Below are 17,176 nucleotides of genomic sequence, written 5' to 3' on the forward strand. Positions count from 1 at the left end.
GTCCCTCGGGAAGGGACCGGGCGCCCAAGCACGGTTATAGGCGCCCACTATGATCTTCAAGTGAGAATGCAGGGCGGCGGTCGCTTCCCGGTGGCGTTATTTTTCGAAACCGAAGCCCTGGTGGCGCAGCATGGCGGGGATGTCCTCGTAGCGCGTGTAGGGGATAGTGTAGTAGTCGGCTACTTCCTGCGTCCACGTGCCGTCCTTCTGATTCGACGCGCGCGTAGCCAAGTAGTGGTGGTAAGCCTCGTCGTAGTCCTTAAGCGTGGGCTTCAGCTCGGTGTCATAGCGGTCGCGGAAGAACACGGCGCGTTCGGGGAGGCGGGGCTTCAGGTCCGGAATCTCCGCAGCGTGGCCGATGCAGAAGCCGCAGACGGGGAAGACGTAGCGCGGCAGCCCCAAAAGCTCCCGCATGGCGGGCTCCTGCTCGCGGGCGGCTCCCACGCAGCAGGTGCCGAGCCCCAGCGCCTCGGCCGCTACCGTGGCCGACCCCAGGGTGATGCCCACCTCGGTGGCTCCCACGATGATGTTGTCGGCTACGCGTGTCACCTCATCGAAGGCTTCCTCGCTGCAGCTGCAGGCAAGCCACGTGCGGTAGAAGTCCGCGCAGAACATGAGGAAGACGGGCGCTTCCAGCACATGCTTTTGGTTGCCGCAAAGCTCGTAGGCGCGCTGACGCTGCGCTGGGTTGTCGACCGACACGATGGAAACGTGCTGGAAGTTGCACCAATTGGGCCCTTCCTCCACGGCGGCGATAATGGTTTGCAGCTCGGTTTCGGTGACGGGCTCGTCGGTGTAAGAGCGAATGCTGCGATGATGGCTCATTTGGCGGAGAATCGGGTTTTCCGCGAACAGCTGCGTTGCCTCGGGGCTTAGTTCGCCACGGACGGTTGCCTGGGTTGTGTTGTGAGAAGTCATCGATATGCCACCTTCGCTCATGAGGAAATGCCAGGATATTATCCTTCGACGAGGCATTATAGGTTCATGGCGATGGTGACCGCCTCCCGCTGCCGCGCTTGTTGCCTGTGTGATGAAAACGAGGCCGGGCGGGGCACCTAGCGGTCGAGCTTGACAGCAGTGGCCGTGACCGACGCGCCGAACAGGCCGGCATAGGGCATGTACACGTCGTACCGTACGCCCAGAACCCCGTCGGCCCCCCGTTGATGGGCGCGCCAGAGCAGCTCTTCCCACGCGATGCGCTTGGCTCGCTCCATCTTTTGGGCAAGTTCCATAGAGCGCTGCCCCGTGAGGTCGGCCGCCACCGCATCGACGGCGGAAGGAATGCCGGACCCCACCATACCGTCAGTGCTGATAGTGTCCAGGTACTCTATCACGCGGAACCCATCAAAGGAGGAGCCCGCCGTTGTGAGAAGCAGCTGCGGGTTCTTTTCCAGATCGCTGAGGAATTGGATCTTCGCGGCGTTCTCCTGGGTGGCCGCCGCATCGGTGCGCGCAAAGGTATCCAGCGCGGCCTCGTCCCGACGGTCCACGCGCTCACGCAGGTTATCGACTTCTTCCGTGACCGCACCCATCGCGCCACCTCCCGTTTCACCGCCAAGAGCAACTGACGCCATTATCACCCAACGCCACCAAGTGTCGCGGCACACGGCCCATCGGTTTCCAAGCGGGTATCTGCGAGTGGGGTGTCGGCGTGCTCGCAGAATTATCGACCGTGCATCTCTTTGATCCTTGTGCGCATCATCTTGGGAAATTCGCGGTACTTGATGCCGACGAGCTTGGTCAGGCGGCTCTGCATGAATGCGAAGCATGCAAAATAGAGCACGACAGCCACGAGGTATTCCCACAGGGCTATCGGGCAGCTGGTAATGAGGTAGGCAAGGCATCCGATACCCACCGCGAACTCTGCAAGGGCCGTCACCAGCCCGGGAGTGTACGGCCGCTTCAACTTGAAGAGCTTGATTCCCGCCACATGGACGATGCCCTCAAAGATGCTCAGGTAAACGGGCAGCAGCACGAGCAGCCAAACCGTGTCGAAGAAGAACGGAACCACGGTGAAGCTCATGATAAGAATCATGGTGGGGATGCGCGAAAGGTTCGCCGTCTCTTGGCTCACGTCCATCTTAAGAAGATTCTTCGCCATGAGGTCGACGAAACCGCCCGGATACTTGCCCTCTTCCCACTCGTGCAGTACGAACAACCACATGAAGGCGATCATGAACCGTTGGATGATGCTCAGAGTCGGATAAAGCGCCACGGCGCAGACGATAAACGTTCCCAGGACGAACGTCAGCACCTCGAGGTTGTACTTGGCCACCCAGTTTTTCATGGCAGTTCGCCTCCTGTTCGAATATTGACCGACATTATATCGGACGATACTATGTTGGAAGATATAGGTGAATTCATCAACCAACAATGTTTCGGGGATTGTCGGAATAAGAGGGCGAACATGGCCAAGAAAGATCCAATGAGGCGAGCTGCCACCCGGCAGCGACTCATAGACGCCTACATAAATTTATATAGAACGCATCCTGGAAAGGCGGTTACTGCCTCAGAGGTCATCGGCGAGGCCGGCGTGAACCGATCAACGTTTTATGAGTATTTCACCAGCGTTCAAAACCTTAAGCAGTCGGTTGAGGACGAGTTGGTAGATGCGATGGAAAAAACCGCGGAAAGGGCTATCGCTTCAAGTGGCAGCTTCGACATCATCAACCTCGTCTCGCAAACCTATCGTGACCACGGTGCTCTGATAGGTCTTCTTTTTGGCGAAAACGGAAGCCCGTCTTTTATGGCTCGTGCGAAGGAGGCATTGACGCCTCTTATTCTCCAGGCTCTTGCCGGGCGCGCCTCCGCCGAAGAGGCGCCCTATATTGCGGAATTCATAGCGAGTGGGCTGATCTCGCTCTATGCACGGTGGTTCAAGAGCGGCGAAGATATCCTCGTGGAGGAGTTGGCGCCCCTAGCGCGACAGCTCGTTTTCGCGTGCATTGAGTCGCCGAGGGACTCTTTCTGAGACAGCCAACCGTCTGAGTTGTTTCGCGGGGCGAGGCGACTCAGACGGTTGGCCGTCTCATTGCGAGTCGTCTCATTTGCTGTCTCGTGCAGTGCCGCATCCTCGCCCCTCGCACCCTATACCGCCGGGGGCCCAATGGTCGTGCTACGATGTCGTGCGTTGATTGGACGAAGAGGAGGAGCGAGGGCTATGGATGCGGCGAAGCGCAAGGAGATTGCGGCGGCCTGGAAGAGCCGTCGCCCCAACATGGGCGTGTTCGCGGTTACGTGCACGGCGACGGGCGACGTGTTCCTGGGTGCGGCTGTCGATACCGACCGGGCCATGAACGGCGTGCGAGCGCGGCTCGACGGCGGCCTGCATCGCTGTAAGCAGCTTCAGGCGCTGTGGAACGAGCACGACGCCGAAGGGTTCGAGTACGAGGTGGTGGAGCTGCTCGAGTACGACGATCCCGGCGACGTCGGCCCCGATGACCTGGAGGCGCCGCTTGTTCTCGTGGCCGAGCGCATGCCGGGGATGGTGCGATTGCAGGAAGGGCGCCGAGGGCGGATGCATGGGGTCGACCCTTCAGGGGGTCTCTTGCTGGGAGTAAGGAGGACCGGGATCTGCGGCAACCAGCATATCGACAACTACTTCAAATAAAGCGGGCTACAGAAGGCTGCAGCAGTAAAGCATTTCTTGACAACTGCGCCGATGGCGAAACCCAAGGGGAATCTGGTGCAAAATTTGCACCAGCTCAAGCTGAATGCGATCAAACCTCAGTGGTTTGCAGTTTCTCGCGAATAAGTTGCGCTGGCACTGCAATGGCCTTCCGCAAAGAGAACTGCCTCGCATTCCGTTCGCCAAGGACTTCAAGGTATTCTCCTTTGCCGGTAGAGAGCTTGCTGATCTGCATCTGAATTATGAGACAGCGGTGCCGTATCCTCTGGTTGTCAAAGGAGATGAGGGGAATCTCGGCCGTGTGGAAAAATGAAGTGGGGAAAGCGAAAAGACCCTGAAACTGGGAAAAATGTGGACGAATATACGGTGCTCGTCTACAACGAGTGCTTGACGTATCGTGATATTCCCGAGACGGCAAACGACTACAAAGTTAATGGTCGCAGCCCGCTTGAATGGATGATTGACAGGTATCAAGTTAAGAAGGACAATACCTCGGGAATCGTGAACGATCCTACCGATTATGGCAATGACCCGGCATATACCAGCAGGCTGACACCGCGTCTAGTGGCAGTCTCAATGCAGACGTTGGAAATAGTTAGTCAGCTCCTTTTGCTGAACGAGCTTCCGCAGCCGGATTGCTTCCCGTTCGCATGGAAGGCTGGAGAATAGCAGTGAATTTCCTTCAGAAGCTGATAGGCGCGATTACGTCGAGGCCGAAGCTTGCTAAGGGGCTCTTTGGCGGTTTGCTGGTTCTTGTGGGTACTGCACTTGGAAGCCTTGTCACGCGTAAGGTTGATGCGAAGAAATACCAGGAAGAAATTGCCAGTCTGCAGAAGGTGATTATTGATCACGAGGCAGAGATCTTGATATTGGAGCAAGGGAGGCGTGGGGATAGGCGCAAGGCCAGGAAGCTCGCAAAGCAGAGCGAGAAGCTCATGGCGCGCATTGTGGAGTTGGAAGGCAAGCTGGCCAATGCGGAATAGGGTCGACGAGCAGGTTCAGGATGTGACTAATGTCCTCGCGGCGCAGAAGATTCGACTCGCTGCGCTGTGTGACGACACTGATGATGATCTGGGCAGCGCCCTCGATAAGGCCGACGACTTCCTTGCGCTTCGGGGCGTCAAGGTGGAGGACGTCGGAGACGGAGTGGACGTGGAAGACGAGCCCCAGCTTGTACGGGTGTCCTCATGGAGCCAGATGGTAAGGGGGTCCGATCAGGTTATAGAGGGGGACGCCAGGTTGGACGAGCTTTTGGGTTCTGACGAGCTGGAGGGATGCACTCAGGTCATCCACGAGCTCAACGAGTCCTATAAGTGCATCCATCGCCTGGACAAGCTTGACATTGGCATTGCCGCTTCGGCCGCAGTAGTATCTGCCGCCCTCGACATTCTCGCGGTGGGCGTTCCCGAGAAAACCAAGGATGGGATAAAGGAGGCCCCGCTCGGTAATTTCATTCGCGAGCAGTTCGATCAGGCTTTCCCTGGAGAAGAAATGGAGCGTCTGGCAAACCAGATGCGGTCGAAGGTACCCTACGACGCTCAGGACAACAGAAACACCGCTGAGTACGTGGAGGGGCTTAGCGCCTACTACCATCGGTTGCTATCGCTTGGCCATGATCCGTTTCTGGGGCTGTTTGTAGGGGTGCACGATATCGTGACCGGCAAGATGACAACGATCGATAAGGCTGGCAAGCTCGTTTCGCAGGCTGTGGCTGGATATGCCGACCGAACGGAGAAGGATATCTTCAGCGCTGTATGCAAACAGGTGCTTCACTTTATGAGTGACGCGAGCACCTCGATGGGCCTGCCTGCGCCTTTGATGGGGCTGTTCAATACTTTGCAGGTTGGAAAGTTCGGCCCTGACAGCCAGACGATTGCTGAGATTGTGCAGGGAATGTACTTCGAAGGATACGACTTCGTGCACTTTGTGTCTCAGGCTGTTCCCGTTATGGTTGCCGAGGTAATTGTGCGGCTTGGATGGGCTGCGAAGAGGATCAGCGAGGGACATTCAGCCAAGGATAGCATCCCATTTTCCATTAAGCATGCGAAACATCCCAAGCTGGGCACGATGTTGTTCATTGCCCACGCCGGTGCGACCGCTGTAAATGCTGGGAACGTCTACTTCACTAAGAACCCACTGGCGATCAACTACCCGCAGTGGGTGGCATTTGCGGTATATTCCTTCAAGCAGGCGAAGTGGGTGCTTTTGGATAAGCCGGATCAGCAGAACAAATATGTGCTGGACCAGATTGCAGTTGAGACAGGGGAATTACTGAGGCGGTCAGAAGAGAGGCTGGCTAAAGGGGCTGAAGGGTTTACGATAGTGTTCGGCTAGCATTTGGCTGTGATGCTGCAAGGTGTGCATGCGGCACCTCCCCTGAGCTCATCGCCTTGGTTCAAGATTTCTATTGCAGCCTCATGTAGTTGATTTAGCCCAGCTCTAACGCCAACATTGGGGGCATGATCCAAACCAGCAGGCTGACCGTGCAGAACTCCCCAAAAGAGGAGACTGCCTGGCTGTTGACTGCGAGTCGGAGACGATTGGACGGCGAGGGAGCTAGTATGTTTGTCGTTTAATGATGATTTCGTGCGCTACTCAAGCTCGCAGACGTCTTGCTCTTGTTTGCCGTTAATCAGTCATCAAAATCGATTTCTGCATCCATCTCTTGTCGAAGATCAAGCCTTGCTTCCATGTCGATGCGATTGACAATCCATCCTGCCGCCTGGCAGTTAAACACGAACTCGTCAATGCGATTGTTTCCGTGCAAGTCTTTTAAGGTGACAACTACGCCAACAGGCGTGTCCTCACTTGTTCTTTCGGACCGTACGCTCGCTCGGTCTTTAAGCGTGAATGCAAGCCCCCAACGGCCAAAACCATAAGACTTTTTCGCCCGAGCACCAGGTTTGATAATTTCCCCTATATGTTTCACATTGTCCCATTTGCGATAATTATCGCGGGCTATATCTTCGCTGATAGCAGCATCGAGCGTGTCCTGTTTGTCATTGTTGATAGGTTTAATCGCGAACTTGCGCTCTTCGGTCCCATCAGCCTTTTTCGTAACTCTTTCAAATACTCTCCCGAGACGAAGACTTACCTCTGTACGCGTGTAATCCACGCCTTCTTTTCTGGAGCAATTTGGGAAATAGCAAAGAGTCGCTCGTGCCGCAAACGGAAAGTTGTTCTTTTCCATGGGTATGGGCAATTGCATCGTTGAGGTTTCGTAGCTTTGCAGTCTTGCGCTTAAGAAGAATTTGATCTCATCTGCATTAGAGTTGAGAACGTCTTCAATGTTTTTGGGAACCGTGCCAAAACCCCTGAAATTTGACTCCTCGATCCTTCTCCATCCTATAGCCGAATCAATGACAAGTGCCTTGGCTATTTCTCGAGGCAGGCCCATTTTGTATACAAGAAATGCGATTTTGCGAGTTATCCAAGGGGCCGCATATGATGTTCCATACCCTAACACTGTATCGAAAACACCCGCGACAGTAATTGGTTTGTCTTCAGTTCCGCCGACAGCGCAAACATCGGGCTTGGAATGAAACTGGAGGACAGGCCCTCGCCGCGAAGTATTCATTAAATTGTTGTTAATATCAACGCTATTAACAACAATTGAGTTCACCGAGTCAGCGGGCGCCCCGATTCGTCTATCCTCCGCATTGTCTGTATCGTTCGTGCCGGCTACGATGAAAATAACATTATTTTCGGCTTGGATGCGATCAAGAATTGCGGCTTCGGGGGATATGGCATTAACGTCAATTGCGAGCTTGGAACCTAGCGAAAGATTCCAAACTGTGATTCTGGGGTTTTCGTTCACGATTTGCTCAATATTACGCAGAATCTGGAAAGAATCGAACTCGCCGCTCTTGGCAACAATAAAATGCTTGACACGAAAGCGTCCGCAGTTGTCCTCGAGCTCTGGATTCAGGGCAGGACCGTCAACAATTAGTGAGGAGACGGCCGTGCCGTGCTCCTTATCTTTTTCTTTTAGCTGACCGAATCCAGCGTCAAGTCTATAGTCGGTCTCAACCCAATCTGCAAAATACGCTTCCTCGAAAAAACCTGTATCAATAACACCAACTTGGTGTTCGCCTTCTGGGTCGGGGATATAGAGCGGAAGAGGATTTTTTGATTTGCCGGCTGGCAGATCGGGCTCATACGTACTGAGATCAGTCGACATTGAAATAAGAAAAGGAGCCTTCCTTTGTAGCTTCTCGTAGTCAGACTTAGTTAGCCTGTAAGAGCCTTCGAGTTCAGATGCTCCAAGAGGTTTGATATCAAATAAGCTAAGTTGTTCTGATGCGCTGATGGTGTTTTCGAACAGCGAGACGATCATTGTATCGTGCGACTTTTTCTTCTCAAATTCTCGATCGACACCAAACTTATCGACATAAAAGGCATCACGAACGGCGTTGCCGAACGTTGTTTTGTTGATGCTTTTAAAGTCATACGAGCTTGCTGGTGCCATTGCGAGTTTCAATTTGTCAGCGTCAATGAGCCCATCAAATTGATTCTGAATTATTTCGCTAACAACCTTTAGTAAGCCAATGCTGGACGTAAGAACGCCATCGTCTACGAGATACGTAATGAGATGCTTTGGTTTATAAGGATAGTCGTAAAACCGTGCGCCGACAATATTGATGCTTGGATCCTCCTTGTCTCGAGCGAGAACTCTGCTCAGCCGATTGCTTTTCGCAATAATCCGAGTGTAGTACACGCTTACTAGAGGATTAAGCTCCAGCTCATTATCTCGCCAGAAAGCCTGTACAGCTGCCAATTGCTCGATTAGCTCATTAACATGCTTAAGCGAAACATATCCTCCTTTTGGAAGTACGGGTGGTCCAGCAGGATTCCCTTTTCTTTGAGAAAGCGAACCTTTGAGCTCTAGCAGTTCGTTACTTGACATTGGCGTCCTCCAGCTTTCTGGCTACAGAGCTCTTAGAGGTATCGGTTAATATCTCGATTTCCTTTAATGTAAATCCTTGGGTTTTGAGCTCTTGGATATTATCGGTGGGATTTTTCACAAGTGCGACGTAAAGTCTTCTGAGATAATCGCCCTCGATGGAAGGACTGCTAAACGCAACCGAAGTCTTGATAATGTTCTCAAGCTCTGCTGGATAGGGAAGGCTGTCGCTACGTGAAAGAATCTTTCTAAAGAGCCTTGCGTTTCTTCCTCTGACCTCGAACTTACTAAGCATTTGCTCGAGAATGGTCTCTGCGACGTCGCAGAGATCCTTGTGGGCATACCTGTCAAAATCAACAACGAAATCGAATCGTCTCAAAACAGCTTTATCGAAATAATCGTATAAGTTGGTTGTCGCAATGAGAACGACTCTAGATCCCATATCATCAAGCTCCCGCAAAAAAGTTGATGTCGCTCTTCCCATTTCGCGAAGATCCGAGCTATTGACTCGGTCAAGAATTAGCGCATCGATTTCATCGAAAAGCAGGACATAGTTGTTCTGGTTCGATAACCGGGCAATTTCTTTGAAGAGGCTGGAAATATTTTTGCTCGTTTGACCAAGTTTGCTGTCAATAACCGCATTGAAATCAACGCTAAGCAATTCCCGATTCATAAGCCGAGCGATTTGTTTGGCGGTCTCAGTCTTTCCCGACCCCGGTCTTCCTTTGAATAAAAATTTGTTTATTCCGACATCGCGGCTTGCGGCATTAATAATGCCCCGCACGTCTTCAAAGATAGAATCTGGGAGGGGAAGTGGGCGGTTCGAAGTGGAAGTTTTGACTAAATAATCGAAATCAGCTTCATAGGCTTGGGTCGTAAACGCGCCTGAAGACGAGAGAAGAGACATGATGTAGCCGGCAAGGTTGCTATCACCGTTTTGGTCGAAATCTCGGGCAATCTCGAAGGCCTCATCCATAAAAGCACGATTGTTGTGTTCTACGTGGTATTGAATAAGGTTGACCACATTGGATTTTTTCATAGATCCTCCTCTGCTGTAATCGTATTATAGACTATAAGAGCAATTTGGGAAATAGATAGTTCAAATAAGGGTTGCAAAAGATGACCGTATGAGTTACAGTCTGTTTGGCGAGATAGCGAAAGCTAGCCCTGGGGCTTCGCTAAAGCGAGCTGCCGTTGTCACGGCAATGACAACGGCAGCCCAGGGAGCTAGGTGTTGTGACCTAGCTAAATGTTTCTCCTAGAGAAGGAGTTGTTTAATTATGAACTACAAGAAACCGTTAATCAAGCCGGGTACGGATAACTGCCCGAGTGGAACATACCACGAAGTTGGTCCCCGAGGGGGAGCGGTTAGGGATCCGAGAGTTGTCCATATCGATCCTGGTGATCGCCTTCCTCCCACTCAAGAACCTGGGCATCGCTGGACAAAGTAAAGACAAGCAGGGTTGCAAAACTTATCTCGCCATGCAGCCCTGCTTGTTCACGATAGGTAGATTTCGCGCGAAGTGTCTGAGGGCTTCACGCCGCCCTCGTCGATACTTATCTATTCCTTGAGCTCCGCATACCAGGTAAGTCGAAGGATCAACTATGGGCGATGCGGCCCGAGCCTTGGAGGCAGCCGCTGCCTACGCCTGCGTATTCGGCGTACCAGAGTCCTGCTCCTTGCCTCTCGCCTTTTTCGCCCACCATGTCCCGGCGAGGGAGCAGCTCCCTCCCGCGATGAAGACTGCGAAGATGATGATCGCTATCAAACTGTCCATGACGTACCTTCCTTCCACTGCGACTGTTCCTACAGAAATCTTGCGACGACAAAGGCGATAGCCAGGCCCACAAGCGCCGCCGCGATGAACTTCAACGCGTTGGATGCCAGCGGCTGGCGACGGCCGAGCACATCGTTGTCGCGCACGGGCTGCTCGCCTTTCGAGAAAGCGAGGATGTCCTTGTACGTGACAAGGTCGCTGGCCTTCTTCATCCGCTCCACCTGGTGAGCAAGCCCCAGGCCTATCAGCCAGAGAAAGAGGAACGCGACGCATCCGAGTACCTCGCCCTCGCTCCATCCGGGGAGAACCGACGACGGCCCCGTGTGCGCGACGAACCCCGCGACCGCGCACAGGATGCCCAAGGCGATGAGGCCCCATGCTGCCGCGATAAGCCGAGACATCCTTTTCCATTCCCTCTTGATCTCCGACTCCATTGCGGCTACATCTCCCTTCGCGAACTCGTCTATGGACACGCCGAAGAGGTCGCTCAGGAGCAAGAGGCTCTGCACGTCCGGGTACGTCTTGTCCATCTCCCAGTTGGAAATGGTCTGACGCGTCGCGAAGATGCGCTCGGCAAGGTCCTCCTGCGAAAGACCGAGGCGCTGCCGATGCTCCTTCAAGTGTTTCTTGAGCTCCACTGCGTGTCCTTTCTCGACTCAAGATGTGCCATGGCGCAAAAGATTACAACCAAATGTCTTTTGCAAACAGCCCTTGCCAGCCAATCGGCACTGACAAAAGTCTTTTGCCTCACGCTTGAATTGGTGTTTCTTTGCATATGCGATCGTCGGATCATGCGTGATTGTTACGCCAGTGCGCAGACCAATGGTTTTACGGATGACCCCCGTGCTATCCCAGATTATCGGCTCTAATTGACTCCGAGCTTCCGAACGGGTAAATCATTGATGATAGGCAGGCGAGATCAGGGGGATCTGCCGATCATGAGGAGAAGGGCGCAGCTTCGGCGTGCAACCTATAATGGACGAGGACGAAGGCAAACTTTGCCGATCGGTGGCTTATGGGATTAAGAAATGGGAGACGAGCGGTGACTGACAAAAAGGGCGTATCGGGGCATTCGAGTTGCTCTGCGAGAAGGACAACGGGATTGCGTATCGAGCATTGCAGGAGCTTCAAAGGACAAGTGCGGAGACCTATCTCGTCTACTCCTACATGGATAGGCTGGCCGACACGCTCGACAGCGGCAGCTCGTATGTCCGCCAAGAGCGCTCACGCTAATCGTCTGCGAAGACATCAGCGCGGCGCTGGTGGAGATTGGGGGTATGCAAGTGGCTTAAGTGGCTGCATGCAAGGCGGCTCGCATGCAGCCTAGAATGAGTCAAGGCGGACGGTGGTTACCTCATTGCTGAGGTTGCCACTAGGGCTATAGCCAATCTGGAAGTGCGACCAGGCTTTTAAGTCTGTTTAATTCTTCTTTAGTCTGGTCTCTCAGGGTGTTTTGCGAGATTCTTACCAGAATGCTTTTTAGCTCCTCCAAGCAGTTGTTGTCGTATATTGTTTTCCCGCTATGAAGCCCATTTATAACAGCGATTACCTCTTTAAGAAAATAATAGGGAATTTGCAAATCGTCTAAATCTTCCCAATATGTTACATTTTCCTTGGATACAAAATGTAATTTTGCAGTTTCGTCGCAATCTCCTTTACAAACCGCATAGCATTGAACAAATTTGTCGACATCCTTTGACTTTAGATCTTTCTCAAATACGATGATGCCAGAGCGCTCTCGATTTGCCGCCAGCAAATCAGCGCCGCATACTCTACACTTAAGCGGCTCATAGGATTCAAGGATATTCGATGGCATTCCCAGCACCTCTCTCTTTTCGGGTTCACGCACTATTTGTTAAACTCAACCATGTTGGTGCGTTAACGCAATAAAACCTATTCCCACTCCACGGTTCCCACGGGCTTCGGGGTCAGGTCGTAGCACACGCGGCAAATGCCCGGGACCTCGTGGGTAATCCGCTCGGTCATCTTCTTCAGCAAGGCCCAATCAAGCTCCGGCACCTCGGCGGTCATGACGTCTACTGTGTTGATGGCGCGGATAATCGCCGGCCACTCGTAGGCACGCACGCCGTCGCGGACGCCGGTGGCGCGCATGTCGGGCACCACGGCGAAGTACTGCCAGGCGCCCACGTTCGCGGCTTCCATTTCCTCGCGCACGATGGCGTCGGCCTCGCGCAGCGCTTCCAGACGGTCGCGGGTGATGGCGCCCAGGCAGCGCACGCCCAGGCCGGGGCCGGGGAAGGGCTGGCGCTCCACCATGTTCTCGGGCAGGCCCAGCTCGCGGCCGACCACGCGCACCTCGTCCTTGTACAGCAGCTTCACGGGCTCCACCAGCTCGAACTGCAGGTCGTCCGGCAGGCCGCCCACGTTGTGGTGCGCCTTCACGCCGTCCTGGGACTCAAGAATATCGGGGTAGATGGTGCCCTGGGCCAGGAAGTCCACCTCGTCGCCCACCTTGCGGGCCTCTTCCTCGAACACGCGGATGAACTCGCCGCCGATAATCTTGCGCTTGGTTTCCGGCTCGTCCACATCGGCCAGCAAGTCCAGGAAGCGGTCCGTAGCGTCCACGTACACCAGGTTCGCGTCCATCTGGTTCTGGAACACGTCGATGACCTGCTCGGACTCTCCCTTGCGCATGAGGCCGTGGTTCACGTGCACGCACACCAGGTTCTTGCCGATGGCCTTGATCAGCAGCGCCGCCACCACCGAGGAGTCCACGCCGCCGGACAGGGCCAGCAGCACCTTCTTGTCGCCCACCTGCTGCTGAATGGCCGCCACCTGCTCGTCAATGAAAGCCTGGGCCAGCTCGGGCGTGGTGATGCGCTCCATGGATTCAGGTCGTACGTTCTCGTCCATTGAGGACCTCCTTGGGGTTCGGACCGCGGAAATGACTTCGGAAGAATTATAGCGTGACGATGGGCTTACGTCGCGTTGACAAGCCGCCTCCTTCGACGGTTCAAAGCCTGAGCGGTTTCATAATGAAATGCATACGTTCGTCGGGAAGAAGGCCAGGCAGAAGGAGGTGCGGCGCGCGGTGAAGGCTCTGGAGTTTGCGCTTATCGTACTGGCTTGTGTCATCGGGTCGTCCATCCTGTGCCAGGTGGTGCGCCGCCTGTCGTTGCCGCTGGTGCAAATTGCCGTGGGCTGCGCGGCGGCTCTGCTGGTGCCGGCGGTGCACAACGTGCACATTTCCTCCGAGCTTTTCCTGGTTATGTTCATCGCGCCGCTGCTCTTCGACGAGGCGCGCCACACCCACCCGCGCCAGCTGTGGGAGAACAAGGGGTCCATCCTATCGTTGGCCGTGGGCCTTGTGCTGCTTACCGTGCTGGTGGTGGGCTTCGTGCTGAATTGGTTCGTCCCCTCCATCCCACTGGCTGCGGCCTTTGCCTGCGCGGCAGCCCTGGCCCCTACGGACGCGGCAGCCGTGGGCTCGCTGTCCGCCAGCGTGAGCCTGAAAAAGCGCCAGAGCACCCTTCTGTCCGGGGAATCGCTCATCAACGACGCTTCCGGCGTGGTGGCCTTCCAGTTTGCCAGCGCCGCGGCGGTTACGGGGGCGTTTTCCCTGGTTGATGCCGGACAGGAATTCCTGTTGCTGTTCTTCGGCGGTATTGGCATCGGCGCGGCCCTGGGAGCGGTGGGCCTGTACTCCATGCGCCTGCTTCGCCGTCGGGGCTACGAGAGCACTACGGTGCACGTGCTCTACGAGGTCTTCTCGCCCTTCTTCGTGTTCCTGTTCGCCGAGTGGCTGGGCGTGAGCGGCATCTTGGCCGTGGTGGCAGCCGGTTTGGTTATGGCTGATCGCCAGGAGCGCCTGACGTCTACGGCGTCGGCCCAGCGCGAGCTGGTGTCCAACGGGTTTTGGCGCATCCTCGTCTTCCTCATCAATTCCGTGGTGTTCGTCCTGCTGGGTATGCAGTTGCCCCAGGCCTTCACCCCCGCCATTGCCGACAACTTCTCGCTGCCCTTCCTGCTGGGCATTGTGGCGCTGACCACGGCGCTTATTGTGGTCTGCCGGTTCGGGTGGGTGCTGGTTATGGAAGTGGTGCACCGCTTCGCCCTGCGGCGCCAGCGCGGTCATAAGGTGCGCAAGCGCACGGCATCAGCTCTGGAAACCTGCTCGCCGAACACGCCCTCGCCCACGCCGCACCTGCGCACCAAGCGTCCCCACTGGCGCGAGCGCATCGGCAGTTTGCTGCGCAACGCGCTGGTCCTTACCATTGGCGGCCCGAAGGGCGCGGTCACGCTGTCCATCATCTTCACCTTGCCCACGACCCTGTCCGATGGCACCACCCCCTTCCCGGAGCGTGACCTGATCGTCTTCCTCACGGCCAGCGTCATCCTGTGCACCCTGCTGCTGGCCGACGGGCTGCTGCCTTTGCTGGCGCCGCGCGAGCATGACGACACCAGCGAAGTGGAACTGCGCCGAGCCACCATCAAGGTGCTCGAGGGCACCCTGGCCGAGCTGCAGGCCATGCTGGCCAGCGAGAAGAACCCGCAGTTCGACCCCGCCCTGCGCCTGACTATCGCCCATTACCGCGTGCGGCTCATGCACGAGCGCGGCGCTTTGGACGACGGCTGCAGCCACCTGTTCGACCAGCTGGGGGAGCAGGTGCGCCAGGTGCAGGAGAAGAAGGCCGCGGCCATTCACCAGCAAGGGGCCTACCAAACGGCCGAGCTGGCGCCCTACTACGCCATGCTGCGCGGGGTGCGCCAATCGGTGGGCTATGACGGCTCCGACGTGAAGGTGGGGTCGCGCTTCAACAGCCTGCGCGGGCGCATGGCCCTGCTATGGCAGCGCACGAAGTCGCCCGAGGTCAGCGACGACCAGGCCGAGCGCATCTACTACGACACCTGCCTGTTCGCCATCGAACTGGAGCACGCGGCCCTGGATTACCTGCAAGACGTGATAGCCCAGGACGACGAGCGACGCCATGCGGCGGAGATTCTCCGCCAGGAGCACCGCGCCGCGCTCAATTCGCTGTGGAATCGCATCAACTACGGTCAGGAGGTCAAGCAGGAGGACCGTCCGGACCTCACGCTCGACCACCACGAGAGCCTGCCCACGGGCATGGAGCCGCTGTTCGGCAAGCAGTTCGCGGAAGCGGCACGCTACGCCGACGAGGTGGACGCCGACGCCCTGACCATCGAGCTCGATCAAATTCGCCACTTGCAGGAGCACGGCGAAATTACCCTGCCCATTGCCAACGAGCTGCGCCAGCGCGTCTACGTCCTGCAAATGAGCCTGGGCAGCTAGGCCGCCTTGTCCAGCGCGCGCACCGAGCGCGGCAGGTAGAGCACCAGGCCCAAGGCAAGGCAGGCCAAGCCGTCGATAAGGAAGAACGGCGCAATGCCGACGGTCTCGGCCAGCGCGCCGCCCACGGCCACGCCCAAGGGCGCAGAAAGCCCCGTCAAAGCGAAGAACAGCCCCATGGCGCGGCCCATCTTCTCGTCGGGCACGTGGCGCTGCATGAGCGTGAGCAAAGGACCGTTGAACCAGGCGCAGGCCACGGCCATGACGCCCATCAGCGCCACGAAGGCGGGGAAGGCGCTGGACGGCAGCAGTCCGCAGGCGGCGGTGGCGGCGCCAACGATGGCGGCCGCAACGGCAATGAGCCCGGCCAGGCGCTTACCGCCGCCCCACACCATCAGGATCGAAGAGCCCACCAGCATGCCGATGCCGAAGGCCGCTTCGCCCAGGGCCGCCATGTAGCCGTCGCCCTGGAAATAGTCGTAAGTCATAAGCGGGCACAGGGCCGAAAGAGGTCCGAAGATGAACATGCCCAGGGTGACGCCGCCGATGAGCAGAAGCAGGCCCCGGGTTTTCGCCACGGCGCGCCAGCCATCGCGCAGGTTGGCCCCCACGTGCTGCTGGGCTGCCGCTGGATCCACCACCGTAGGCACCTTGGCCAGCAGCAGGCCCAGCACCGCCACGCAGGCGCCGAGGAAATCAAGGAACATGACGGCGGCGAACCCCAAGGTGGTGTACAGGAAGATGCCGAAGGCCGGCGCCCCAATGGAGGCAATGGAGGACAGCAGCTGGTCGAGGGTGTTGATACGCAGCAGATGCTTGTCGGGCACCAGCATGGGCATGGCAGCCATCATGGCCGGGCTGTGGAAGGCCTGGCCCACCGATCGGGCGATGCACAGGGCCAACAGCAGAGGGAACGAGACGTCGCCCGCCAGAATAAGCAGACCGGCGGCGAGGGAGATGAGTCCCACGGCGCCGTCGGCCACAATCATGATGAGCTTGCGGTTGTGCTTGTCGGCCACAATGCCCCCGAAGGGCGAGAGCAGCCCCATGGGCAGCATGGCGCACAGGTTCATGGCGGCCAGGGCCAGGGCGCTGCCGGTGCTTTCGGTCACGTACCACACGATGGCATAGCCGGCGGCGAAGCTGGTGATCATCGAGGCCGCCTGGCCAGCCCAGATGAAGGAGATAATGGCGAGCCAGTTTTTCGCCAGCGGAAGCCCCGCGGCGCTCAGGCCGGGGGTGTCGATATCGCAGTCGCGGCCGGACGCGGCTTCGGGCGCGGAAGAGCGCGGGTGGGTGCTTTGAGTCATAGGTGCTCCTTGGAAGAACAAGCGCCGAGGGGCGCAGAATGTTGTCAGGGATGAGAGTGCGGTTGCGGCGGCCGTTGCGCCACCGCTTTTAGGTTGCAAAGAAATTGAGCCGCCACGTCCGGTTGCGGGCATGCAAAAAGCGGTTGCCCTTAGGGGCAACGGGCGCATTGCGGCAAGGCAACTATGTTAGAGGTAAAGCACTCCGGCCATCAAAACACCTGTCCTTGGGCACCGGGCCCGTTTGTTTTCCAAGTTCGACCAGTGTAAGGGGAGGAAGAGGAAGCGTCA

General features: G+C 56.6%; 15 protein-coding genes and 1 pseudogene. 7 read left to right on the forward strand and 9 right to left on the reverse strand.

Translation table 11 applies throughout. The annotated features are described in order from the left end of the window. Window positions 1-96: 96 nt before the first annotated feature. The 3 genes from PZH32_RS02310 to PZH32_RS02320 all read right to left on the reverse strand — a co-directional run bounded on the left by PZH32_RS02310 (window position 97) and on the right by PZH32_RS02320 (window position 2,287). Window positions 97-918 carry a nitroreductase family protein gene (locus tag PZH32_RS02310; protein ID WP_275206019.1) on the reverse strand — a complete coding sequence of 274 codons (822 nt, stop codon included), beginning with the start codon at window positions 916-918 and terminating at the stop codon, window positions 97-99. 137 nt (window positions 919-1,055) lie between these two features. Beyond that, a complete protein-coding gene (locus tag PZH32_RS02315) occupies window positions 1,056-1,532 on the reverse strand; it encodes a YbjQ family protein (RefSeq protein WP_275206020.1) in 477 nt (158 codons plus the stop codon). 131 nt (window positions 1,533-1,663) lie between these two features. Beyond that, on the reverse strand, window positions 1,664-2,287 hold the full coding sequence (locus PZH32_RS02320; protein ID WP_275206021.1) for an HXXEE domain-containing protein: 624 nt from the start codon (window positions 2,285-2,287) through the stop codon (window positions 1,664-1,666). 120 nt (window positions 2,288-2,407) lie between these two features. On the opposite strand from PZH32_RS02320, the gene PZH32_RS02325 reads away from it, so the two are divergent. From PZH32_RS02325 to PZH32_RS02345, 5 genes and pseudogenes are all read left to right on the forward strand, one after another. Continuing rightward, window positions 2,408-2,971: a TetR/AcrR family transcriptional regulator gene (locus PZH32_RS02325; RefSeq protein WP_275206022.1), complete on the forward strand. Its 564-nt coding sequence runs from the start codon at window positions 2,408-2,410 to the stop codon at window positions 2,969-2,971. Between the two features lie 189 nt (window positions 2,972-3,160). Continuing rightward, the gene (locus PZH32_RS02330; protein WP_275206023.1) at window positions 3,161-3,610 is read left to right on the forward strand and encodes a GIY-YIG nuclease family protein; all 450 of its coding nucleotides are present in this window, start codon (window positions 3,161-3,163) and stop codon (window positions 3,608-3,610) included. A 103-nt stretch (window positions 3,611-3,713) separates the two neighbouring features. Next, window positions 3,714-4,297, forward strand: a pseudogene (locus PZH32_RS14205) (type ISP restriction/modification enzyme). A 2-nt stretch (window positions 4,298-4,299) separates the two neighbouring features. After that, window positions 4,300-4,611: a hypothetical protein gene (locus PZH32_RS02340; protein ID WP_275206024.1), complete on the forward strand. Its 312-nt coding sequence runs from the start codon at window positions 4,300-4,302 to the stop codon at window positions 4,609-4,611. Further along, on the forward strand, window positions 4,601-5,962 hold the full coding sequence (locus PZH32_RS02345; protein ID WP_275206025.1) for a hypothetical protein: 1,362 nt from the start codon (window positions 4,601-4,603) through the stop codon (window positions 5,960-5,962). Before PZH32_RS02340 ends, PZH32_RS02345 begins: the two co-directional genes overlap by 11 nt. A gap of 298 nt (window positions 5,963-6,260) precedes the next feature. On the opposite strand, the gene PZH32_RS02350 is transcribed toward PZH32_RS02345, so the two are convergent. Together PZH32_RS02350 and PZH32_RS02355 are read right to left on the reverse strand one after the other, a co-directional pair. Then, window positions 6,261-8,534 carry a S8 family peptidase gene (locus PZH32_RS02350; protein WP_275206026.1) on the reverse strand — a complete coding sequence of 758 codons (2,274 nt, stop codon included), beginning with the start codon at window positions 8,532-8,534 and terminating at the stop codon, window positions 6,261-6,263. Then, the gene (locus tag PZH32_RS02355) at window positions 8,524-9,570 is read right to left on the reverse strand and encodes an AAA family ATPase (protein ID WP_275206027.1); all 1,047 of its coding nucleotides are present in this window, start codon (window positions 9,568-9,570) and stop codon (window positions 8,524-8,526) included. Before PZH32_RS02355 ends, PZH32_RS02350 begins: the two co-directional genes overlap by 11 nt. A 241-nt stretch (window positions 9,571-9,811) precedes the next feature. Between PZH32_RS02355 and PZH32_RS02360 the strand changes: the two genes are divergently transcribed. Then, on the forward strand, window positions 9,812-9,982 hold the full coding sequence (locus PZH32_RS02360; RefSeq protein ID WP_275206028.1) for a YjzC family protein: 171 nt from the start codon (window positions 9,812-9,814) through the stop codon (window positions 9,980-9,982). Window positions 9,983-10,338: 356 nt separating this feature from the next. On the opposite strand, the gene PZH32_RS02365 is transcribed toward PZH32_RS02360, so the two are convergent. The 3 genes from PZH32_RS02365 to guaA all read right to left on the reverse strand — a co-directional run bounded on the left by PZH32_RS02365 (window position 10,339) and on the right by guaA (window position 13,183). Continuing rightward, window positions 10,339-10,947 (reverse strand): helix-turn-helix transcriptional regulator, encoded by a 609-nt coding sequence (locus PZH32_RS02365; protein WP_275206029.1) that lies wholly within the window; start codon window positions 10,945-10,947, stop codon window positions 10,339-10,341. A 740-nt stretch (window positions 10,948-11,687) separates the two neighbouring features. Next, window positions 11,688-12,125 carry a hypothetical protein gene (locus tag PZH32_RS02370; RefSeq protein ID WP_275206030.1) on the reverse strand — a complete coding sequence of 146 codons (438 nt, stop codon included), beginning with the start codon at window positions 12,123-12,125 and terminating at the stop codon, window positions 11,688-11,690. Between the two features lie 77 nt (window positions 12,126-12,202). Further along, window positions 12,203-13,183 carry a glutamine-hydrolyzing GMP synthase gene (guaA, locus tag PZH32_RS02375; RefSeq protein ID WP_275206031.1) on the reverse strand — a complete coding sequence of 327 codons (981 nt, stop codon included), beginning with the start codon at window positions 13,181-13,183 and terminating at the stop codon, window positions 12,203-12,205. Window positions 13,184-13,310: 127 nt separating this feature from the next. Between guaA and PZH32_RS02380 the strand changes: the two genes are divergently transcribed. Next, window positions 13,311-15,581, forward strand: a complete 2,271-nt coding sequence (locus PZH32_RS02380; protein WP_275206032.1) for a cation:proton antiporter — start codon at window positions 13,311-13,313, stop codon at window positions 15,579-15,581. Here PZH32_RS02380 and PZH32_RS02385 read toward each other — a convergent pair. After that, window positions 15,578-16,888: an MFS transporter gene (locus PZH32_RS02385; RefSeq protein WP_275206033.1), complete on the reverse strand. Its 1,311-nt coding sequence runs from the start codon at window positions 16,886-16,888 to the stop codon at window positions 15,578-15,580. The two genes, PZH32_RS02380 and PZH32_RS02385, sit on opposite strands and share 4 nt — an antisense overlap. Window positions 16,889-17,176: the final 288 nt, after the last annotated feature.

The organism is Adlercreutzia equolifaciens (assembly GCF_029076695.1).
Classification (GTDB): domain Bacteria; phylum Actinomycetota; class Coriobacteriia; order Coriobacteriales; family Eggerthellaceae; genus Adlercreutzia; species Adlercreutzia equolifaciens_A.